21 protein-coding genes are annotated in these 20,023 nt (G+C 68.0%); 11 read left to right on the top strand and 10 right to left on the bottom strand.

The genetic code is table 11. The features are described 5' to 3' along the window. Window positions 1-31 precede the first annotated feature (31 nt). Window positions 32-946, bottom strand: coding sequence for a D-2-hydroxyacid dehydrogenase (locus ACQR3U_RS14645; protein ID WP_269065760.1), 915 nt, complete (start codon window positions 944-946; stop codon window positions 32-34). 140 nt (window positions 947-1,086) lie between these two features. On the opposite strand from ACQR3U_RS14645, the gene ACQR3U_RS14640 reads away from it, so the two are divergent. The 3 genes from ACQR3U_RS14640 to ACQR3U_RS14630 are packed head-to-tail and all read left to right on the top strand — an operon-like array spanning window position 1,087 to window position 3,250. Beyond that, a complete protein-coding gene (locus ACQR3U_RS14640) occupies window positions 1,087-1,827 on the top strand; it encodes a maleate cis-trans isomerase family protein (protein WP_006550441.1) in 741 nt (246 codons plus the stop codon). Next, window positions 1,828-2,568, top strand: coding sequence for a maleate cis-trans isomerase family protein (locus ACQR3U_RS14635; RefSeq protein WP_230810787.1), 741 nt, complete (start codon window positions 1,828-1,830; stop codon window positions 2,566-2,568). It begins immediately after the preceding gene. After that, a complete protein-coding gene (locus ACQR3U_RS14630) occupies window positions 2,555-3,250 on the top strand; it encodes a GntR family transcriptional regulator (protein ID WP_006550439.1) in 696 nt (231 codons plus the stop codon). Before ACQR3U_RS14635 ends, ACQR3U_RS14630 begins: the two co-directional genes overlap by 14 nt. A 6-nt stretch (window positions 3,251-3,256) precedes the next feature. Here ACQR3U_RS14630 and ACQR3U_RS14625 read toward each other — a convergent pair whose 3' ends face one another. Beyond that, on the bottom strand, window positions 3,257-3,862 hold the full coding sequence (locus ACQR3U_RS14625; RefSeq protein ID WP_064061671.1) for a TetR/AcrR family transcriptional regulator: 606 nt from the start codon (window positions 3,860-3,862) through the stop codon (window positions 3,257-3,259). A gap of 83 nt (window positions 3,863-3,945) precedes the next feature. Here ACQR3U_RS14625 and ACQR3U_RS14620 point away from each other — a divergent pair, with 83 nt between their 5' ends. Further along, window positions 3,946-4,569, top strand: coding sequence for a hypothetical protein (locus ACQR3U_RS14620; protein WP_006550437.1), 624 nt, complete (start codon window positions 3,946-3,948; stop codon window positions 4,567-4,569). A gap of 13 nt (window positions 4,570-4,582) precedes the next feature. Here ACQR3U_RS14620 and ACQR3U_RS14615 read toward each other — a convergent pair whose 3' ends face one another. From ACQR3U_RS14615 to ACQR3U_RS14585, 7 genes are all read right to left on the bottom strand, one after another. Next, window positions 4,583-5,320, bottom strand: a complete 738-nt coding sequence (locus ACQR3U_RS14615; protein WP_037217170.1) for an acetoacetate decarboxylase family protein — start codon at window positions 5,318-5,320, stop codon at window positions 4,583-4,585. A gap of 69 nt (window positions 5,321-5,389) precedes the next feature. Further along, window positions 5,390-6,265 (bottom strand): aldo/keto reductase, encoded by an 876-nt coding sequence (locus tag ACQR3U_RS14610; protein ID WP_230810788.1) that lies wholly within the window; start codon window positions 6,263-6,265, stop codon window positions 5,390-5,392. 358 nt (window positions 6,266-6,623) lie between these two features. Continuing rightward, on the bottom strand, window positions 6,624-7,673 hold the full coding sequence (locus ACQR3U_RS14605) for an acyl-CoA dehydrogenase family protein (protein WP_006550434.1): 1,050 nt from the start codon (window positions 7,671-7,673) through the stop codon (window positions 6,624-6,626). Further along, window positions 7,670-8,641: an acyl-CoA dehydrogenase family protein gene (locus tag ACQR3U_RS14600; RefSeq protein ID WP_230810789.1), complete on the bottom strand. Its 972-nt coding sequence runs from the start codon at window positions 8,639-8,641 to the stop codon at window positions 7,670-7,672. The genes ACQR3U_RS14605 and ACQR3U_RS14600 overlap by 4 nt, the downstream gene beginning before the upstream one ends. Continuing rightward, the gene (locus ACQR3U_RS14595; protein WP_006550432.1) at window positions 8,638-9,798 is read right to left on the bottom strand and encodes an acyl-CoA dehydrogenase family protein; all 1,161 of its coding nucleotides are present in this window, start codon (window positions 9,796-9,798) and stop codon (window positions 8,638-8,640) included. The genes ACQR3U_RS14600 and ACQR3U_RS14595 overlap by 4 nt, the downstream gene beginning before the upstream one ends. Beyond that, window positions 9,798-10,667: an enoyl-CoA hydratase gene (locus tag ACQR3U_RS14590; RefSeq protein WP_019290144.1), complete on the bottom strand. Its 870-nt coding sequence runs from the start codon at window positions 10,665-10,667 to the stop codon at window positions 9,798-9,800. The genes ACQR3U_RS14595 and ACQR3U_RS14590 overlap by 1 nt, the downstream gene beginning before the upstream one ends. After that, a complete protein-coding gene (locus ACQR3U_RS14585) occupies window positions 10,664-12,211 on the bottom strand; it encodes a FadD3 family acyl-CoA ligase (protein WP_230810790.1) in 1,548 nt (515 codons plus the stop codon). Before ACQR3U_RS14585 ends, ACQR3U_RS14590 begins: the two co-directional genes overlap by 4 nt. Window positions 12,212-12,255: 44 nt before the next feature. Between ACQR3U_RS14585 and ACQR3U_RS14580 the strand changes: the two genes are divergently transcribed. The 7 genes from ACQR3U_RS14580 to ACQR3U_RS14550 all read left to right on the top strand — a co-directional run bounded on the left by ACQR3U_RS14580 (window position 12,256) and on the right by ACQR3U_RS14550 (window position 19,090). Further along, a complete protein-coding gene (locus ACQR3U_RS14580; protein WP_033096895.1) occupies window positions 12,256-13,464 on the top strand; it encodes an acyl-CoA dehydrogenase family protein in 1,209 nt (402 codons plus the stop codon). Continuing rightward, entirely contained in the window at window positions 13,461-14,276 is an 816-nt protein-coding gene (locus ACQR3U_RS14575) for an SDR family oxidoreductase (RefSeq protein ID WP_006550429.1), read from the top strand. Before ACQR3U_RS14580 ends, ACQR3U_RS14575 begins: the two co-directional genes overlap by 4 nt. Window positions 14,277-14,310: 34 nt before the next feature. Then, entirely contained in the window at window positions 14,311-14,922 is a 612-nt protein-coding gene (locus ACQR3U_RS14570) for a TetR/AcrR family transcriptional regulator (protein WP_064061678.1), read from the top strand. Between the two features lie 9 nt (window positions 14,923-14,931). Continuing rightward, window positions 14,932-16,080 (top strand): acetyl-CoA C-acetyltransferase, encoded by a 1,149-nt coding sequence (locus ACQR3U_RS14565; RefSeq protein ID WP_033096893.1) that lies wholly within the window; start codon window positions 14,932-14,934, stop codon window positions 16,078-16,080. Between the two features lie 124 nt (window positions 16,081-16,204). After that, the gene (locus ACQR3U_RS14560; protein ID WP_006550426.1) at window positions 16,205-16,474 is read left to right on the top strand and encodes a DUF2277 domain-containing protein; all 270 of its coding nucleotides are present in this window, start codon (window positions 16,205-16,207) and stop codon (window positions 16,472-16,474) included. Window positions 16,475-16,592: 118 nt separating this feature from the next. After that, window positions 16,593-18,911, top strand: coding sequence for a carbon starvation CstA family protein (locus tag ACQR3U_RS14555; protein WP_230810791.1), 2,319 nt, complete (start codon window positions 16,593-16,595; stop codon window positions 18,909-18,911). Beyond that, window positions 18,908-19,090 carry a YbdD/YjiX family protein gene (locus ACQR3U_RS14550; protein ID WP_230810792.1) on the top strand — a complete coding sequence of 61 codons (183 nt, stop codon included), beginning with the start codon at window positions 18,908-18,910 and terminating at the stop codon, window positions 19,088-19,090. The genes ACQR3U_RS14555 and ACQR3U_RS14550 overlap by 4 nt, the downstream gene beginning before the upstream one ends. A 94-nt stretch (window positions 19,091-19,184) precedes the next feature. Here the strand turns inward: ACQR3U_RS14550 and ACQR3U_RS14545 are convergent, their stop codons facing one another. After that, window positions 19,185-19,811, bottom strand: a complete 627-nt coding sequence (locus tag ACQR3U_RS14545; protein WP_230810793.1) for a response regulator — start codon at window positions 19,809-19,811, stop codon at window positions 19,185-19,187. Between the last annotated feature and the right edge of the window lie 212 nt (window positions 19,812-20,023).

The following is a 20,023-nucleotide window of genomic DNA, read 5'->3' as shown; positions in this document are numbered from 1 at the left end:
GTGCCTCCTTCTCGTCGGACGATGCCGACTCTCACGCGCCGGGCACGTAACCCAGCTCCTTGTCCACCACGTTCCGAAGAGGTTCGCCACTGCGGTGACGGTGGAAATTGTCGATGAAGACGTCCACCAGCGCATCGCGCCAGCCCACGAAATCCCCCGAATTGTGCGGGGTGATCGAGACGTTCGGCATGTCCCAGAGCAGATGGTCCTCGGGGAGCGGCTCGACGTCGAGCACATCCAGTGCGGCACCGGCGATGGCGCCCGACCGCAGTGCCTCGACGAGGTCGTCGGTGCGCACGAGTTCGCCCCGCCCGACGTTGACGAAGCGGGCCTGCGACTTCATCGCGGCGAACATCCGGGCGTCGAACAGGTGCCGGGTCTGCTCGGTGAGAGGCGCGGCTACGACGACGAAATCGACGTCGGCGAGGGCGTCGGGAAGATCTGCGGTCGTGGTGACGGTGCCGAAATCGGGGTCGTCGTCGCGAGGGCGCCGGCCCGAGCCTCGGACCGTCATCCCCACGGCGGAGAGCAGGCGTGCGATCGCGCGGCCGATCGGGCCGGTGCCGACGACGAGCACGGAGCGACCGGCGATGCGTTCGGACTCGCGGTGCTTCCAGATGTGCTCGTGCTGGAGCCGCAGGGATTCGGGGATGTCCTTGGCGAAGGAGAGTATCTGGGCGAGCACGTATTCGGCGATCGCCCCGTCGAAGACTCCGCGGGAATTGGTGACGATCACGTCGCTGTCGCGCAGCTCGGGGAACATGAGGGCGTCGACCCCGGCCGCGGCGACATGGACCCACCTCAGGGAGGTCGCGGCGTGCCAGGCCGCGGGCAGGGCGTCGGTGAGGAAGTCGTACGCGAAGAGGATGTCGGCGCCGTCGAGTGCGTCGGCCAGACCGGCGGCGTCGGTGTAGCGCACCGTGGCGTGTTCGGCCACCGGGGCCATCCACGCACGATCCGGCACGGCTTCGGCATGAAGCACTGCAACGACCGGCTGGGCATCCACGTTGACACCGTATGAGCGCCTCGTATTATTGTCAACAATCCTCAAGGCTGAGGGAACTGTTGACGAAGCCGAGGGACCGTATGGAACTGAACATTCCCGAATTCGAAGGTCCTCTGGCTCAGCGGGGCATCGGTGTGATCGCACCCTTCGATCTCGCCCTGGAACGAGAACTGTGGCGATGGGCGCCGCTCGAGGTCAGTCTGCACCTCGCTCGAACCCCCTACGAGCCGGTGCCGGTCAGCCGTGCCATGGCCGAGATGGTCTCCGACCGGCGGCACCTGATGGTCGCGACCCGCGACGTGCTGTCGGTGGAACCGGAAGTCGTTGCGTATCTGTGTACCTCGGGCAGTTTCGTCAACGGGGTGGCCTACGAGAAGGCCCTGTGCGACGCGATCTGCGGGGCGGGCGCACCGTGCGCGGTCACGACCTCCGGAGCGTTGCTCGAAGCCCTCCGCGCACTCGACCTGACCCGCATCTCGGTGATCACCCCCTACGACCGGGAGCTCACCGACCTACTGCGCGACTTCCTGAACGAGGCCGGAACCGATGTCGTCCGGTCGTCGCATCTCGGGCTCGGCGGCGGCATCTGGAAGGTCAACTACCGCACCATCGCCGAACACATCATCGGGGCCGATACCCCCGAGTCGCAGGCGATCTTCGTCAGTTGTACCAACCTGCCGACCTACGACCTGATCGCGCCGCTCGAACGGGAACTCGGCAAGCCGGTCCTCACGGCCAACCAGCTCACCATCTGGGCGTGCCTGGGACGGATGAAGTTGCCCATGACCGGGCCGGGAAAGTGGTTGAGAGGAGTGTTCTGAATGCATCGTGACCGTCCGACCATCGGGATCGTCTACCCGGATCATGCCGCCGAGGACGACTACCCGTTCGCCGCCGAACTCCTGGGGGTGAATCTGCCCGTCGCCCACATCTACGGAACCGATCTGCACGCCGTTCCCGAACTCCTCGACCTCGGGAGCCCGGCCAAGCTCGCCGGGGGAGCGGCGCAGTTCGCGGACGAGCCCCTCGACGCTCTCGTGTGGGCGTGCACGTCGGGCAGCTTCGTGTACGGACCCGAGGGGGCACGCACCCAGGTCGAGCAGCTCTCCCGGGACGCGGGAGGCGTGCCCACGACCAGCACGAGCATCGCGTTCGTCGCCGCACTACGGGCGCTCGGAGTCGGCCGGGTGGCCGTGTCGGCGAGTTATCCGCGGGACGTCGCCGAACTGTTCGTCGCCTTCCTCGCGGACGCCGATGTCGAGGTCGTCTCGCTCGCCGACGCCGGCATCGACACCGCCGCCGAGGTCGGCACCCTGACCGACGACGCCGTCCTCGAATTCGTGAGGACCAACGATCATCCCGACGCACAGGCGGTCCTCGTGCCCGACACCGCGATGCACACGCTGCGGATCATGCGGGAACTCGGGAAGGAGACCGGCAAGCCGGTGCTGACCGCCAACCAGGTCACCGTGTGGCACGGCCTGGAACTGGCCGGATATACAGTGGAATGCCCGGAGCTGGGCTCACTGTTCGAGGAGGATACCGATCATGGTGCTCGGTGATCTGGAAGATCTACGTCCTGTCACCCGGCCGTCCACGGCCGAGCTCATCGCCGAACAGATCCGGTCGGCCATCGTGCGGGGTGCGCTCGGTCCCGGGGAACAGCTGGGGGAGGCCGAACTCGCGGCGCACTTCCAGGTCTCCCGGGGCCCGCTGCGAGAAGCCATGCAGCGGTTGCTGTCCGAAGGTTTGCTCTACAGCATCCGCAACCGGGGCATCTTCGTCACCGAGCTCACCTTCGACGACGTCGTCGACATCTACCGCAGCCGCTGGGTCATCGAGGGCGGTGCCCTCGACCTGGTGCTGGACGGCCGTCGCGAACAGACGTGGAAGGCCCTCGAACCGGCGATCGAGGAGATGCGCACCGCCGCCGAACGCGAGGACGCCACCGGTGTCTCGGACGGCGACCGGCGTTTCCACGAGATCCTCGTGGCCAGTGCCGACAGTCCGCGGCTCGTGCGGGCAGCCCGCACGCTGCTCGTCGAGACGCGGATGTGCCTCGGCGCGTTGCAGACCACCTATCCCGACCTGCACGTGCAGGTGGACGAGCACGTCGTGCTGCGGGAGGCGATCCGCACCGCCGACCGGGAGGAGGTGCGGCGTCTGCTCGACGAGCACCTGCACGACACGGTCACCCGGCTCCGCGAGCGTCAGAACGTCGACGGCGTGATCGCGTCCGGCTGATACGGCTCAGCCGGGAGGGGTGAACGACGACAGGGCCGTTGCGGCGATGTTGCCGCCGGCGTCCTCTGACGCCAACCGTCCTGCCGCGACTTCGGTTGCGGCACAATGGACCAGGCTGTGCAGGACCGACGCCAGCCAGGACGACGACAGGTCGGTGCGGAACGCCCCTTCGGCGCGACCGCGCTCGATGAGGGCGGTCGCGCGGGCGAGCAGGCCGTCGTGTGCGGCGCGTACGTCCTCGGCGGGAAGTGCTTGTTCGGCGGCCGCGAGCAGTGCCCCCGCGTCGGCGGTCAGCGACCACGAGCCCGCGATGAGGCGGTGAAGGGCGTCGCGGGGGTCGCCCGTGAGGTCGATCCGGTCCACGGTCTGTTCCGCCTCGGCGAGCGCGCGCTGCACCACGGCGGTGACGAGTTCTGCGCGAGTGGGGAAGTGGCCGTAGAGGGTGACACGCCCGACGCCGGCGGCCTTGGCGATCTCCCCGATGCTCGCGTCGGGGTCACGACTCAGTGCGATGCGCGCGGCGTCGAGGATCGCCTCGATGTTCCGCTCGGCGTCCGCACGTTTCCTGGTGCGAAGCGATACGGGACGGCGGGATGCCTCGTGGGTGGTCACGGGTCCTCCTCTTGTCGAACACTGATGTTCAGGTTACGCTGACCATCAACTCGAACATCACTGTTCAACTTAGGCGGATCCTCATGACGAGCTCCGACATCACCATCGTCCCCGTCGATCGACCTGCGACCGGCATCGACCCGAAGGCGCTGCTACGAGGGGTGCTGCGCCGGTGGCCGAGCCTCGTCGCAGTCGCCCTCGCCGCGTTCGTCCTCGCGGACGGGGGCACCGACTTCCCGGCGATCCTCACCGGCGCGGCACTGGTCTATCTCGGTGCCGCCGTGCTGGGTCGTCGCAGCGCGGCTTGGCCGCTGTTCCTCGGCGCTGTCGCGCTGATCGGCGTCGGCAAGGTCGCCGTCGTCGCGTTCGGGGTGCCGGTCGAGATCACCGTGGTGATGGTTGCGCTCGGTGCCGCGGGCGCCGTCTACGGACTCGCGCGCACCCCGGCCGGCCGGGCGATGCTCGTCGGGCCGTCGACCGTGGCCATGCTGGGTTTCGGTGCCGTCGCGGTGGCCGCGGTGACGGTCACCCCCGTCCCGGCGGGCGTGATCGTCGGGCTCGGACTGCTCGGTCACGCCGCGTGGGACTACCTTCATTTCCGCCGGAACACCGTGGTCGCCCGCTCGCTCGCGGAGTTCTGCGGTGTGCTCGACACCCTGCTGGGTGTCGCGGTGATCGTCCTCGCCGTCTCGGGCGCGCTCTCCTGAGTCCAGGAGAGTCTCAGACGACGGTCGCGTTGCCGAAGATCATCCACAGATCGGCGATCGACGACGAGGTCAGTGCGCGTCGGGGCAGACCGAGCGACCGCAGTTCGTCGGCGATCGGATGCGTCCCCAACCGTAGGGTCGCGCCGCCGAGCCGGGTGCGCACGCCGCTCGGATTCATCTCCCAGGTCGTGCAGCGGGTGACGTCGTCGATGTGCGAGTAGGCGGCGAGCGAGGCTGCAAGGCCGTTGCCCGGCACCGGAAATCCGGGCGCCACCGCCAGTTCGGCGATCAGCACCCCGTCGGCGGAGACCGAACCGCGCTTGGTGCTGCTGTCGTGGTCGGTGTCGAAGTCGGCGAGGGTCTTCGGGAAACCCCAAATGCCGCGTCCCGCCGCAAGAGTGAAGTCGCCGTCGACGGGCAGATGGTGGATGAGCGCACCGGCCTGCCCGCCGACCAGGCTCCGCCAGTCGCCGACGATGCCGTCGCCGCGGTTGTGATGGTTGCGGACGAGGAAGCACACCCCGAACTCGTTGTACGGACCGAGGTCCCCGTCGACGTAGTCCACGAAGACGAGCGTGCAGATCCCGTGGCCCGGGCGGTACTGCAGGATCTCGAGCCCGGTGCGGGCGACGAGTTCCTGCGCGGGGCGCACGGGAACCGAGAACATCCCCATGAACGCCGTGGCCGTTCGGACCTGCACGGGCATGGTGACCGGCTTGCCCAGCACCACATGCGTCGTCGTCTCGCTCATCGCTGCCTTCCGGAAGTCGGACGTGCGTACCCCGACAATGAGAACACGCTCCAGTTCCGGGGGAAGGGACTAGGAAGGAGCGCCGATGTTCATCTCATCGGGATGCGCGCCCACCCGCGTGCCGTCGTCGAGCGTGTCGAGTTCGCTGAGGTCGAGCTCGTCGAGTTCGAAGTCGAAGACGTCGATGTTCTGGGAGATGCGCTGCTCGTGCACCGACTTCGGGATGACGATCAGCCCGTTCTGCAGATGCCAGCGGATCAGCACCTGCGCGGCCGACTTGCTGTGACGATCGGCGATGCGGGTGACGATCGGGTCGACGAGCAGGGTGTTCGGCTTCGAGTTCGGACCCCACCCCGAGTTGCTCGTGCCACCGAGCGGGCTCCACGACTCGACGGCGATGCCGTGCTCGGACGCGAACCGGCGGATCTCCTGCTGCGGCAGGTGCGGATGCAACTCCACCTGATCCACCGCAGGCAACAACCCGCCACGATCGACGAGCAACTGCAGGTGGTGCGGTTCGAAGTTGCACACCCCGACCGCCTTCGCGCGCCCGGACTCGGCGATCTTCTCGAGGGCGTCCCAGGTGCGCAGGATCCGTTCGCGGTCCTGCAGCGGCCAGTGGATCAGGTAGAGGTCGACGTACTCGGTGCCCAGCTTCTTCAGGCTCGTGTCGAATGCCTTCAGTGCCGGCTCGTAACCCTGATCGGCGTTCCACAGCTTGGTGGTGACGAAGATGTCCTCGCGCGGCACCGACGACGCGGTGAGCGCGCGGCCGACGCCTTCCTCGTTGCCGTAGGCCGCGGCCGTGTCGATGTGCCGGTAACCGGCCTCGTCGATCGCGTATCGGACCGCGTGTTCGGTCTCGTCGTTGGTGGCCTGCCAGACTCCCAGGCCCAGCTGCGGGATCGTCGTTCCGGAATTCAGCATGATCGTGGGAGGTGTCATCTCTCCGACGTTAGCGAGCCGCCGCGGCGGGCGCGAGTGATCCCGGACGGTCGGGTGCTCTCCGGCCCGCGGGCTCCGAGGACGGGTGTCGAGTTCATCCGCCGGACGCCGGGGGGACGGCAGGCGAGCAGCGCCGCCCACGTATCGACCTCCCGTCGGCCCGTCAGCCGCACGACCGGCAGATCGGGACGTTGTGCGAGCGCGGTGAGGACGCGGTCGCGGTACCCACCGTGGGTGCGCGGTGAACTCCTCGACGTCCCCGCCACGAGGACGCGGCGGGGACGCACGGGGAGTGGAACCGAGGAATCGAGGAGGCGCATCACCGATCTTTCGCAGGGATCGCCGCCGACGATATTGCTCAGGCGGATATTGCGCTCAGGTACTCGCGCGGTTGCCCGAACAACTGGGCGCTGCCGTGCGCCCGTTTGAAGAACAACTGCGCGTCGTGCTCCCAGGTGATCGCGATCCCGCCGTGCAGCTGCACGGCCTCCGACGCGACCTGTTGGAAGGCTTCCGAACAGTAGATCTTCGCAGCGTACGCGTCCTGCGGATCCTGCGACAACGCAGCCGCATACGACATCGATCGCGCCGTCTCCACGAGCGCGTACATGTCGGCCATGCGGTGCTTGAGCGCCTGGAACGACCCGATTGCGCGACCGAACTGCTTGCGGTTCTTCGCGTAGTCGACGGTCAGGTCGAGCACCGCTTGCGCGGCACCCACCTGCTCGGCCGACAGGGCGATCGCCGCGGACGCCCGCAACCGGTCGACGAGATCGTCGGACGATGACAGGCGACGACCGGTCACCGCCGAGAACGACACCTCCGCGAGGGAACGCGTGGGATCCATCGTGGGCACGCGGCGCCGCGACACCCCGTCGGTCTCCGGATCGACCTCGAACAGGCCGACCGTGTCACCGTCGGCGGCGAGCACGAGCAGGGTGGACGCGATGTCGCCGCCGAGCACGTAGTGCGCGGTTCCGGTCAGCACGTTGCCCTCGGCGCTCACGCCGGGACGCTGCCAGCCGGTGGCCGACGCCCAGCACACCGCGACGACCTCGCCGGCCGCGATGCCGGGGAGCAGACGCGCCGCCGCGTCGGCATCACCGGACAGCAGCACGGTCTGCGCCGCGAGTACCGCCGACCCCAGGAACGGTGACGGGGTGAGCGTGCGGCCGAGTTCCTCGAGCACCACGTGGGCCTCGACCCACGAGGCGCCCACACCGTCGTACTCCTCCGGAACGGCGAGGGCTGCGACCCCGACCTGCTCGACGAGCATCGTCCACAGTTCGTCGTCGTACCCGCTGCCGGTCGTGATCGCCCGCCGGACGGCAGCCGAATCGGAGTGCTTGGCGAGCAGGGTACGCACCGAGTCCCGCAGTGCGGCACGATCTTCCGTCTCGAACGTCATGACGCCTTGCTCTCGAGTGCCGCGACCACGCGTGCCCGGTGCTCGTCGGGGGTGCCCCACGCGGTGACGAGCGCGCGGACCTTCGTGATCCACAGCGACAGATCGTATTCCTGGGTGTAGCCGATCGCGCCGTGCACCTGCAGTGCCGTGCGCGCGGCGAGATAGGCGGCGTCGCCGCACGCGACCTTGGCCGCCGAGACGTCCCGGGACGCGGTGGACAACTCGTCGCGGACGGCGATGGCCGCACCGTGCAGCAGCGGACGTGCCATCTCCAGCGCGACCGCCACCTCGGCGAGATGGTGCTTGACCGCCTGGAAGGAGCCGATCGCGCGGCCGAACTGCTTGCGCTGCTGCGCGTACTCGACGGTGGTGTCGAGCAGAGTCCGGCCCAGGCCTTGGAGCTGAGCTGCAGACGCGAGGACACCGATGTCGAAAGCCGCAGCGGTATCTGTGGATCCGAGCGACTCACCGACGGTGAGCGAGGCGAGCGTGCGCGACCGGTCGACCGACTCGCGCGTGTCCCCGGCGGTGCCCATCGAGACGGTGCCGTCGGCGACGTGCAGCGCGAGGTCGGCGACGTGCGCGTCGACCGCGTACGGCGCGTGGGGGAGCATCGCGACGGTGGCGAGCGATCCGGCGGCAAGCGGGCCGAGACGCTCGGGTGCCACGGCGGCGAGCAGAACCGGTGCCACCGCGACGGTTTCGACCACCGGACCGGGCACAGCGTGGCGACCGAGCTGTTCGACGGCGACGACGAGATCGACCGCGTCGGCCCCGAGGCCGTCGTGCTCCTCGGCAACGAGCAGACCGTTGACGCCGGTCTCGGCCAGTCGCTCCCACACCTGCAGACCCGGTGCCGTGTCGCCGCTGTTCCACGCACGGATCACCTGCGGCATATCCGACTTGGTGAGCAGGGCATCGATACTGGACGCGAAGTCCTCATGGGACTCGTCGAGTGCGAATCTCATCGATCACCCCTCGGAAGGCCGAGCAGCCGCTCGGCAATGACGTTCTTCTGGATTTCGTTGGTACCGGCGTAGATCGGTCCCGACAGCGAGAACAGGTAACCGTCGGTCCAGCCGTCGACGAGTTCGGCATCCGCACCCTGCAGGTCGAGCGCCGTCTCATGCGCGGCGATGTCCCACTCGGACCAGAACACCTTGTTGATCGACGATTCGGCGCCGAGCTGTCCGCCCGCGGTCAGGCGCGTGACGGTCGCCCAGGTCGACAGCTCGTAGGCGCGCGCCCCGATCCACGCGTCGGCGACGCGGTTGCGCAGCGCGGTGTCGCCGTGGAGATCGGACTCGCCGTAGGCGCGCAGCAGCCGGTCGGTGGCCGCCAGGAATCGGCCCGGCGCACGCAGCGACAGACCGCGCTCGTTGGAGGCGGTGCTCATCGCGACCCGCCATCCTTCGTTCACCGCACCGATCACACCGGACTCACCGGGACGCTCCGGGTCGTCGGGGACGAAGACGTCCTCGAGGAAGATCTCTGCGAAGCCCGGCTCACCGTCGAGCTGCGGGATCGGTCGCACGGTGACGCCCTCGGCCCGCAGGTCGAACATGAAGTAGGTGATGCCCTTGTGCCGCTGGGCCTCCGGGTCGGAGCGAAACAGACCGAAACCCATGTCGGCATAGGACGCCCGCGAGCTCCAGGTCTTCTGGCCGTTGAGCAGCCAGCCGCCGTCGACTTTCGTGGCGGTCGAGCGCAGCGACGCGAGGTCGGAGCCGGACTCGGGTTCCGACCAGGCCTGGGCCCAGATGTCGTCGGCCCGGGCCATGCGCGGCATGATGCGGGCGAGCTGTTCGGGGTGGGCATGCTCGAACAGGGTGGGGGCGAGCAGGAAGATGCCGTTCTGGCTCACCCGGCCGGGCGCACCGGCGCGGTAGTACTCCTCCTCGAACACAACCCACTGCTCGAGGGTCGCGTCGCGGCCGCCGAGTTCCTCGGGCCAGGAGACGACCGACAGGCGTGCATCGGCGAGGGTCCGCTCCCACTGCCGGTGTTCCTCGAAGCCCTCGGCCGTGTCCATCGACTCGAGCGGCGTCGTGGGGACGTTCTCGGCGAGGAAGGCGCGTACCTCGTCGCGGAACGCGAGGGTGGCGTCGTCGAGCTGCAGATCCACTACTTCGCTCCTTCCACCGGACGAGCGCTCGCGGCCATCGACTTGGCGTTCATGCCGCCGAGCGAGTCGGCGCCGACCTCGGCGTTGTGCGCGTGCGCGAAGTGGTGCAGGCCGAAGACCGAGTCCATGCCGTTGCGCATGCCCATCTGGTCCTCGCACTGGTTGACGGCGCGCTTGGTGAGCGCGAGCCCGAAGCGGGGCATCTCCGCGATGCGGGCGGCGAGGGCGAGGGTCTCGTTCTCGAGTTCCTCACGCGGCACGACGCGGCTGACCATGCCCACCTCGTAGGCGCGCTGGGCACTGAAACGGTCACCGGTGTAGAGGATCTCCTTCGCGAAGCGCGTTCCGAGGATCCACGGGTGCGCGAAGTACTCGACACCCGGGATGCCCATGCGGACCACGGGATCGGAGAAGAAGGCATCCTCGGACGCGACGATCAGGTCGCACACCCACGCCAGCATGAGACCACCGGCGATGCAGGCGCCCTGCACCGACGCGATGGTGGGCTTGGGGATCTCGCGCCAGCGGCGGCACATCCCCAGGTAGACCTCCATCTCACGGGCGTAGCGCTGGTCGCCGCCGGGCTTGTCGACGTGATCCCACCACATCACGGCCTTGTTGTCGTAGTGGACGTGGTGGTCGCGGCCCGGGGTGCCCAGATCGTGGCCGGCGGAGAAGTGCTTGCCGTTGCCGGCCAGCACGATCACCTTGACCTCGTCGTCCTCGACGGCCCTCTCGAAGGCGGCGTCGAGCGCGTAGGTCATGACCGAGTTCTGGGCGTTGCGGTAATCGGGTCGGTTGAGAGTGACGATCGCGACGCCGTCGCGCACCTCGTAGGTGACGACATCGGGCTCGAACGGGACGGTCATGACTTCTCCTCACGCAGAACGTTCTTCAGTACCTTGCCGGACGGGTTTCGGGGCAGCGCATCGATGAACCGAACCGATCGCGGCGCTTTGAAGTTGGCGAGTTTCTCTCGGGCGTACGCGATCACGTCGTCCTCGGTGAGCGGATGTCCGTCCAGCGGGACCACGAACGCCCGGCCGACCTCACCCATGCGCTCGTCGGGGACACCGATCACCCCGACCTCGTGGACTCCCGGCAGGCGCAGCAGTGCCGCTTCGACCTCCGCCGGATAGACGTTGAATCCGCCGCTGATGTACATGTCCTTGAGACGATCGGTGATGTCGAGATAGCCGCGTTCGTCGACGGTCCCGACATCGCCGGTGTGCAGCCACCCGTCCTCGTCGATCGTCTTGGCCGTGGCCTCGGGATCGTCGAGATAACCGAGCATGACGTTCGGGCCACGCAGCAGGATCTCGCCCTTGTCGCCGATGCGCACCTCGAACTCCGCGGTGGCGCGTCCGGACGAGGTGGAGACGGTGACGGGATCGTCGTCGGTGCGGCACATCGTCGCGACGACCGCCTCGGTCTGCCCGTAGGCGGTGAGCACCGCGTCGAAGCTCAGTTCGTTCTGCATGCGCTCGACGAGGGAGACGGGCACGGGTGCGGCGCCGGTGACGGCGATGCGCAGGTTGCTCAGGTCGTACTCGCCGCGCCGCGGGTGGTCGAGGATGGACTGGTAGATCGTCGGGGCGCCCGGGAGGACGCTGATGCGCTCGGCCGCGACCATCGCCATGACCTTCTCTACGTCGAAGGTCGCGAGGGGGATGACGGTGGAGCCATGGAGCAGTGCGGCGACGAAGCCGGCCTTGTACCCGAAGCTGTGGAAGAACGGGTTGATGATCAGGTAGTTGTCGTCGATCGTCAGTTCGGCGCACTCGGCCCACGCCTGCGCGACACCGATGCACTGACTGTGGGCGCTGAGCACGCCCTTGCTGCGGCCGGTCGTGCCCGAGGTGAACAGGATGTCGGAGACGTCGTCGGGGGTCACGGCCGCGGCGCGCGCGTCGGCCTCGGTGCGGGCGGCGTCGGTGGCGGAGGACAGGAAGTCCGCCCACTCGACGATCCCGTCGATCGGCGCGTCGTTCCCGCCCAGCGGGACCCGCACGGTCGTCGGGATCGACAGTTCCGGAGCGGCCTTGCACAGTTCGGTGTAGCGGTCGGTACCGAGGAAGTCGCCGACCACGACGAGGGCCTCGGGGCGGACGCGCTCGACGACGTCGGCGGCTTCGTTTCCGGTGTAGCGGGTGTTGAGGGGTACGACGACCCCGCCGGCCCAATGTGTACCCAGGGCAGCGATCACCCAGTGGAACGTGTTGGGCGACCAGATGACGACGCGCGCACCGCGTTCGACGCCGCGGGAGACGAGCGCCGCGGCGACATCGCGGACGTGGTCGCGCAGTTGTGCGAAGGTCAGCCGGGTGTCGCCATCGGCGATCGCGAGCAGGTCCGGCCAGGTGTCGGCGGCACGTACGAGTGCGGCCGGAGTGGTTCTCGGTCGTGTGTTCACAGAGCTCCCTACCTAGCAATTGCTTGGTAGGTTATCGTACGGATGTGCACGAGAGCGAGAGCCAGGAAAATGCGGAGTTCGCAGCCACCGTCCGACAGTGGCTCGAAGACAACCTGACCGGCGAATTCGCCGAGCTCAGAGGCAAGGGCGGACCCGGAAGCGAACACGAGTTCTTCGAACAGCGACTCGCGTGGGACCGGCATCTGGCCGCTGCCGGATGGACCTGCATCGGCTGGCCCACCGAGTACGGCGGGCGCGGCGCGAGCATGGATCAGCGCGTGATCTTCCACGAGGAGTACGCGAAGGCGAACGCGCCCGCGCGCGTCAACCACCTCGGTGAGGAACTGCTCGGCCCCACCCTCATCGCGTTCGGGACCGAGGAACAGAAGCAGCGCTTCCTGCCCGGGATCCGTAACGTCACCGAACTGTGGGCGCAGGGCTACTCGGAACCGGGAGCCGGCTCCGACCTCGCCAACGTCTCCACCACCGCCCGCCTCGAGGGCGACAAGTGGGTGATCAACGGTCAGAAGGTCTGGACGTCGCTCGCACACGTCGCACAATGGGCCTTCGTCGTCGCGCGGACGGAACCCGGTTCGACCCGCCATCACGGCCTGAGCTTCCTGCTCGTGCCCCTCGACCAGCCCGGCGTCACGGTGCGGCCCATTCAGCAGCTCACGGGCACCTCCGAGTTCAACGAGGTCTTCTTCGACGACGCCGTCACCGACGCCGACCTCGTCGTCGGTGCCCCCGGCGACGGGTGGAAGGTCGCGATGGGTCTGCTGACCTTCGAACGCGGCGTCTCCACCCTCGGGCAGCAGATCGGCTTCGCCCGCGAACTCGACGGCATCGTCTCCGTCGCCGAGAGCAACGGTGCGATCGACGATCCGCACCTCCGCGAACGCATCGCCCGCGCGCGGATCGAACTGCGGGTCATGCGTGCCCACGCCCTGCGCACCCTCGGCGACGCCGACCCGGGTCAGGCCTCGGTCGCGAAACTGCTGTGGGCGAACTGGCATCGCGACCTGGGGCAACTCGCCATGGACGTGCAGGGATCGTCATCGCTCGTCGGCCCCGATCACGACCATGCCGGAAATCCCTCCGACATCACCGATCCCGAACATCTCGAGCTCGCGGAATGGCAGCGGCTGTTCCTGTTCACCCGCGCCGACACCATCTACGGCGGATCCAACGAGATCCAGCGCAACATCATCGCCGAGCGCGTGCTCGGCCTTCCCCGGGAGGCACGTCCGTGACCGCAACACCCCGTCCCGCATCCCCGCTCGCGACCCCGCCGGTCGAGACCCCCGGCCACGGACTGCTCCGCGACAAGAAGGTCGTTGTCACCGCCGCCGCCGGTACCGGCATCGGATTCGCCACCGCGCGTCGCGCGCTGCTCGAGGGCGCCGACGTGCTCGTCTCCGACTTCCACGAGCGCCGGCTCGGCGAGTCCGCGGAGAAGCTCGCGGCCGAGTTCCCCGAACAGCAGGTCGCGACGATCGTGTGCGACGTGTCGTCCACCGAACAGGTCGACGCCCTCATCACCGGCGCCGCCGACCGGCTAGGGCGCATCGACGTGCTCGTCAACAACGCTGGACTCGGTGGGGAGACGCCCGTCGTCGAGATGACCGACGAGGAATGGGATCGCGTCCTCGACATCACCCTCACCAGCACCTTCCGCGCGACCCGCGCGGCACTGCGCTACTTCCGCTCGGTCGACCACAACGGCGTGCTCGTCAACAACGCGTCGGTACTCGGCTGGCGCGCCCAGCACTCGCAGGCGCACTACGCGGCGGCGAAGGCCGGCGTCATGGCCCTGACCCGCTGCTCCGCGATCGAGGCCGCCGAGTACGGCGTGCGCATCAACGCCGTCGCCCCGTCCATCGCCCGACACCCCTTCCTCGCGAAGGTCACCAGCGAGGAACTGCTCGACAACCTCGCCGCCGGTGAGGCCTACGGCCGCGCCGCCGAGGTCTGGGAGGTCGCGGCGACCATCGCGATGCTCGCGAGCGACTACACGACCTATCTGACCGGCGAGGTCGTGTCGGTCTCCTCCCAGCGCGCATGAACCCGCTCTCGGTCGGCTTGAAAGGATGTCCGTCATGACTCCCTCACGCGACGACACCTCCAGCAAGTCCGGACGCCGCGCGGAACTGCTCGACATCGCAGCCGACCTGTTCGCGTCGCGCGGTGTGCGGGCCACGACCGTGCGCGACATCGCCGACGCGGCGGGAATCCTCTCCGGCAGCCTCTACCACCACTTCGATTCCAAGGAGTCGATGGTGGACGAGATCCTGCGGGCCTTCCTCGACGACCTGTTCGACCGGTACCGCAAGATCGTCGCGTCGGGTCTGCCGTCCCGCAAAACCCTCGCGGCACTCGTCACCACCTCCTACGAGGCGATCGACCGGTCGCACGCCGCGGTGGCGATCTACCAGGGTGAGGCCAAGCATCTCGAGGGCGACCGCTTCGCCTACATCGGCGAACTCAACACCGAGTTCCGCGACCTGTGGGTGGGCGTGATCGAACGCGGCGTCGCGGACGGTTCGTTCCGGCCCGACGTCGACGTCGAACTGGTCTTCCGGTTCCTGCGCGACACCGTGTGGGTGGCCGTGCGCTGGTACCGGCCCGGAGGCTCCCTCGGTATCGATCAGGTTGCCCAGCAATACCTTTCCATCGTTCTCGACGGACTGTCGAACCAGAATTCTTCGTAAGGAGACATCATGACCGAGGCCTACATTGTCGACGCGGTGCGCACCCCCATCGGCAAGAAGAAGGGTGGGCTCGCGGACGTGCACCCGGCCGACCTGGGCGCGCACGTGATCAAGGCGCTCGTCGAGCGCACGGGCATCGACCCCGCCGACGTCGACGACGTGGTGTTCGGTTGTGTCGACGCCATCGGCGGCCAGGCCGGCAACATCGCCCGCACCGCGTGGCTGGCCGCCGGCTACCCGCAGCACGTGCCCGGCGTGACCGTCGACCGTCAGTGCGGGTCGAGCCAGCAGGCCCTGCACTTCGGTGCCCAGGCGATCCTCAGCGACACCGCGGATCTCATCGTCGCCGGTGGCGTGCAGAACATGACGCAGATCCCGATCTCCGCGGCCATGATCGTCGGGCAGCAGTACGGCTTCGACACCCCCTTCGGTGGGTCGAAGGGCTGGACGGAGCGCTACGGCAGCGACGAGGTGTCGCAGTTCAAGGGTGCCGAGATGATCGCCGAGAAGTGGGACCTCAGCCGCGAGGAACTCGAGAAGTGGGCGCTGCAGAGCCACGAGCGCGCCAAGGCCGCCATCGCCGAGGGACGCTTCGAGAACGAGATCGTCCCCTTCGGTGACGCCACCGTCGACGAAGGCCCGCGCGAGACCAGCCTCGAGAAGATGGCGTCGCTGCAGACCCTCGTCGAGGGCGGACGCCTGACCGCCGCCGTCGCCAGCCAGATCTCCGACGGCGCATCCGCGGTGCTGCTCGCCTCCGACGAGGCCGTGAAGAAGTACGGCCTGAAGCCCCGCGCGCGCATCCACCACCTCAGCGCCCGCGGCGACGACCCGATCTTCATGCTCACCGCCCCGATCCCCGCCACGCAGTACGCCCTCGAGAAGGCCGGCCTGACGATCGACGACATCGACCTCATCGAGATCAACGAGGCCTTCGCGCCCGTCGTCCTGGCGTGGATCAAGGAGATCGGCGCAGACCCGTCGAAGGTCAACGTCAACGGCGGCGCGATCGCCCTCGGCCACCCGCTCGGCGCGACCGGCACCAAGCTGATGGCGACGCTGCTCAACGAGCTCGAGCGCACCGGTGGTCGCTACGGCCTGCTCACCATCTGCGAGGGTGGCGGGACCGCCAACGCGACCATCATCGAACGCGTCTGACCCACCCCCTTCACATCCGCGCGCCTGTTCGTCATCCGCTGCTGCGATCGCCGCAGCGGACGGACAGCGGGCGCGCGGAAGCGAACGTATGGTCCGGTCCGGAGGTGACGTCTACCCTCGAAGCATGTGCCGGAACATCACGGAGCTGCGGGGGCTCGAGCCGGCTGCGACCGCCGAGGAGATCGAAGCGGCCGCACGGCAGTACGTCCGTAAGGTCAGCGGGATCCACAAACTCTCCGACGCCACCCGGGAGCCGTTCGAACAGGCCGTCGCCGAAGTGACCGCGACGACGACGAGATTGCTCGCGGCCCTTCCCGAGCGGCGGCAACCACCGCCCTCGGTGCCGCCGCTACGTCGGCCCGAGGTGCAAGCCAGGATCGCCGCACGCGGCTGATCGATTCCGGTTCGTTCGTCGACGCGCGCGGGTAGCGTGACGCTGGTCGAGATTCGAGCACGTTCGAGGCCCGTCGCGACCTCCGCGGGTCTGCGGGCGAGCCTGGTGAGGAGCCGATATGGCTGTGGACCCGGCGCCGCCGACCAGCAGCGAGGTGGAATATCTCCGGACCGACCCCGATCTTCCACCGGTCGGTGTCGTCGACCGGACACCGATATCACCCACCGCGAGGATCGTCTTTTTCGTGCTCGCGATTCTGGGGGCGGTCGCCTGGTCGATCATCGCGCTGGTCCGCGGCGAGGAGATCAACGCGGTCTGGTTCGTCATCGCCGCCGTGTGCACCTATCTCGTCGCCTATCGCTTCTACGCGAAGTTCATCGAACGCAAGATCGTGCAGCCACGCGACGACCGTGCGACACCTGCCGAGGAACTCGAGAACGGCAAGGACTACATGCCGACGGACCGTCGGGTGTTGTTCGGCCACCACTTCGCCGCCATTGCCGGCGCGGGCCCGCTCGTCGGCCCGGTGCTCGCCGCCCAGATGGGTTATCTGCCCGGCACGATCTGGATCATCGTCGGCGTCGTCTTCGCCGGTGCGGTCCAGGACTTCCTCGTCCTGTGGATCTCCTCGCGCCGCCGCGGACGCAGCCTCGGCCAGATGGCCCGCGAGGAACTCGGGCCGATCGGCGGCGTCGCGGCGCTCATCGCGGTCTTCGTCATCATGATCATCCTGATCGCGGTGCTGGCATTGGTGGTCGTGAACGCGCTCGCCGACAGCCCGTGGGGCCTGTTCTCCATCGCGATGACCATTCCCATCGCACTGTTCATGGGCGTCTATCTGCGCTACCTGCGACCCGGCAGGGTCGCGGAGGTGTCGCTGATCGGCGTCGTTCTGCTGCTCGTCGCGATCATCGCGGGTGGCTGGGTCGCCGAGACCGACTGGGGAACGAACTGGTTCACCCTGTCCCCGGTGACGATTTCGTGGCTGATGATCGCCTACGGATTCGCGGCGTCGGTGCTGCCGGTGTGGTTGCTGCTCGCCCCGCGCGACTATCTGTCGACCTTCATGAAGGTCGGCACGATCGTCCTGCTCGCGATCGGGATCCTCGTCGCACGACCGAACCTGGAGATGCCCGACATCACGTCGTTCGCCATCGACGGTGACGGCCCGGCCTTCGCGGGGTCGCTGTTCCCGTTCCTGTTCATCACCATCGCATGTGGCGCACTGTCTGGATTCCACGCGCTCATCTCCTCGGGCACCACCCCGAAACTGCTCGAGAAGGAGAAACAGATCCGGCTGATCGGCTACGGCGGCATGCTCACCGAGTCGTTCGTCGCGATCATGGCGCTGGTCACCGCCTGCATCATCGACCAGCACCTGTACTTCACGCTCAACGCTCCGGCCGCCCTCACCGGCGGCACCCCGGAGACCGCCGCCGCCTACGTCAACGGTCTCGCGCTGGGGTCGCCCGACATCACCCCCGAACAGATCTCGGCGGCAGCCGAATCCGTCGGGGAGGAGTCGATCATCTCCCGTACCGGTGGTGCCCCGACGCTCGCGTTCGGCATGTCCCAGGTGCTCAGCGACCTGTTCGGCGGCGACAGCCTCAAATCGTTCTGGTACCACTTCGCGATCATGTTCGAGGCGCTGTTCATCCTCACCACCGTCGACGCGGGAACGCGTGTCGCGCGGTTCATGCTTTCGGACTCGCTCGGCAACTTCGGCGGTCCCGCTCGTCGCTTCAAGGATCCGTCCTGGCGTCCCGGCGCCTGGTTGTGCTCCGCGGTCGTCGTCGGCCTGTGGGGTGCGATCCTGCTGATGGGCGTCACCGACCCGCTGGGCGGCATCAACACGCTCTTCCCACTGTTCGGCATCGCCAACCAGTTGCTCGCCGCGATCGCCCTGACCGTCGTGCTCACCGTCGTCGTGAAGAAGGGACTGGTGAAGTGGGCGTGGATCCCCGGCGTGCCGTTGGTGTGGGACCTGATCGTGACCATGACGGCGTCGTGGCAGAAGATCTTCTCCGGCGACCGCGCGGTGGGGTACTGGGCCCAGCACCGAGCTTTCGTCGACGCGAAGAACTCCGGCGCAACCACATTCGGTTCGGCGAAGACTGCCGACGAGATCGATGCCGTCATCCGCAACACATTCATCCAGGGCACGTTGTCGATCGTGTTCGCAGTGCTCGTGCTCATCGTGGTCGCCGCAGGAGTAGTGGTGTGTACCAGATCGGTCCGGGCCGGAGGTATGCCCACCACCGAAACACCCGACGTGCCGTCGAAGATATTCGCGCCCGCGGGCTTCGTGCCGACCCCGGCCGAGAGGGAACTGCAGAAGGAGTGGGACGAACTGATCGCATCGGGCAAGGTCCGCGCCCCGGGCGCCGCACACACCCATGCCTCGCGGCATCGCGACGGGGACGGAGGTGGGTCGTGATCACAGCACTGCGTCGGGCGTGGTGGTGGATCGGTGCCGGCATGGGCGACCACGACTACGCGAGGTACGTCGAACTGCACCGCCGGCAGCATCCGGATCGACCACCGCTGAGCGAACGCGACTACTGGCGTGAGCGGCACGCTGCAGCGGATGCGAACCCGGGAAGCCGATGCTGTTGAGCGGGGAGGTCGGGCATGACGCCGTACGAATCGATCCGCGTCGAGACGCGCGATCGGGTAACGACTGTGATCCTGGCCCGATCCTCGACACCGATCACGCGATCAGGCCCCGCTCGCGCGCCGCGACCACTGCGGCGGTGCGATTGTCCACGTCCAATTTGGTGAAAGCGTGCACCAGATGGGATTTCACGGTTGCCTCGCTGACGAAGAGCTGTTTGGCGATCGCGCGATTGGACAACCCTTCGGCGACCAGCGACAGCACTTCGATTTCGCGGGCGCTGAGGTCGGTGCGGGGCTGCTGCATGCGGCGGTAAAGGCGCTGGGCCACGTCCGGGTCCAGGACGGTCTCCCCACGGGCCGCCGCGAACACCGATTCGATCAGCACTTTCGGGTCGGTGTCCTTGAGGAGGTAGCCCGCCGCACCGGCTTCGACCGCGCGCAGAATGTCCGCGTCCGTGTCGTAGGTGGTGAGTACGACGACCCTCGGCGGATCGGCCGCAATCAGGATCCGGGCGGTCGCCTGCGCCCCGTCGATCCCCGATCCCAGACGCAGATCCATCAGCACCACATCGGGTTTCTCGGCCGACGCCGAAGCCACGGCTTCCTCACCCGACGATGCTTCGGCGACCACCATGATGTCATCGTGCGACGCCAGCAACGCGCGCAGTCCCGCCCGTACCACCGGGTGATCGTCGACGAGCAGTACACGTACCGCACTCATGCGACCCGCCCGATCGGAAGTGTTGCGGCGACCGCGGTTCCGTCTCCGGGTGCCGATTCCACGACGAGTGTGCCACCCAGTTCGGCCAATCGTTCCCGCATCGACCGTAAGCCCAATACCGTTCAGTTAGGGGGGTTTGCGTTACGATGAGGTGTGCCTCGGAGTGGATGGGTGAAGCCGGTCTCGGATCGGCGGTTGTCGGATGTGGTGTC

This window comes from Rhodococcus sp. IEGM1339 (genome assembly GCF_050321925.1).
Classification (GTDB): Bacteria; Actinomycetota; Actinomycetes; order Mycobacteriales; family Mycobacteriaceae; genus Rhodococcus; species Rhodococcus pyridinivorans.
Note: the sequence above shows the minus strand (reverse complement) of the source record. Positions and strands in the feature narration are given on the sequence as shown.

What these genes read in the sequence shown, in the direction of transcription:
- ACQR3U_RS14555 (WP_230810791.1), top strand. Translation starts at nt 16,593, where the DNA reads ATGGCTGTGGACCCGGCGCCGCCGACCAGCAGCGAGGTGGAATATCTC.
- ACQR3U_RS14645 (WP_269065760.1), bottom strand. Translation starts at nt 946, where the DNA reads ATGGCCCCGGTGGCCGAACACGCCACGGTGCGCTACACCGACGCCGCC.
- ACQR3U_RS14605 (WP_006550434.1), bottom strand. Translation starts at nt 7,673, where the DNA reads ATGACGTTCGAGACGGAAGATCGTGCCGCACTGCGGGACTCGGTGCGT.
- ACQR3U_RS14620 (WP_006550437.1), top strand. Translation starts at nt 3,946, where the DNA reads ATGACGAGCTCCGACATCACCATCGTCCCCGTCGATCGACCTGCGACC.
- ACQR3U_RS14615 (WP_037217170.1), bottom strand. Translation starts at nt 5,320, where the DNA reads ATGAGCGAGACGACGACGCATGTGGTGCTGGGCAAGCCGGTCACCATG.
- ACQR3U_RS14565 (WP_033096893.1), top strand. Translation starts at nt 14,932, where the DNA reads ATGACCGAGGCCTACATTGTCGACGCGGTGCGCACCCCCATCGGCAAG.
- ACQR3U_RS14635 (WP_230810787.1), top strand. Translation starts at nt 1,828, where the DNA reads ATGCATCGTGACCGTCCGACCATCGGGATCGTCTACCCGGATCATGCC.
- ACQR3U_RS14570 (WP_064061678.1), top strand. Translation starts at nt 14,311, where the DNA reads ATGACTCCCTCACGCGACGACACCTCCAGCAAGTCCGGACGCCGCGCG.
- ACQR3U_RS14600 (WP_230810789.1), bottom strand. Translation starts at nt 8,641, where the DNA reads ATGAGATTCGCACTCGACGAGTCCCATGAGGACTTCGCGTCCAGTATC.
- ACQR3U_RS14630 (WP_006550439.1), top strand. Translation starts at nt 2,555, where the DNA reads ATGGTGCTCGGTGATCTGGAAGATCTACGTCCTGTCACCCGGCCGTCC.
- ACQR3U_RS14610 (WP_230810788.1), bottom strand. Translation starts at nt 6,265, where the DNA reads ATGACACCTCCCACGATCATGCTGAATTCCGGAACGACGATCCCGCAG.
- ACQR3U_RS14545 (WP_230810793.1), bottom strand. Translation starts at nt 19,811, where the DNA reads ATGAGTGCGGTACGTGTACTGCTCGTCGACGATCACCCGGTGGTACGG.
- ACQR3U_RS14590 (WP_019290144.1), bottom strand. Translation starts at nt 10,667, where the DNA reads ATGACCGTCCCGTTCGAGCCCGATGTCGTCACCTACGAGGTGCGCGAC.
- ACQR3U_RS14560 (WP_006550426.1), top strand. Translation starts at nt 16,205, where the DNA reads ATGTGCCGGAACATCACGGAGCTGCGGGGGCTCGAGCCGGCTGCGACC.
- ACQR3U_RS14640 (WP_006550441.1), top strand. Translation starts at nt 1,087, where the DNA reads ATGGAACTGAACATTCCCGAATTCGAAGGTCCTCTGGCTCAGCGGGGC.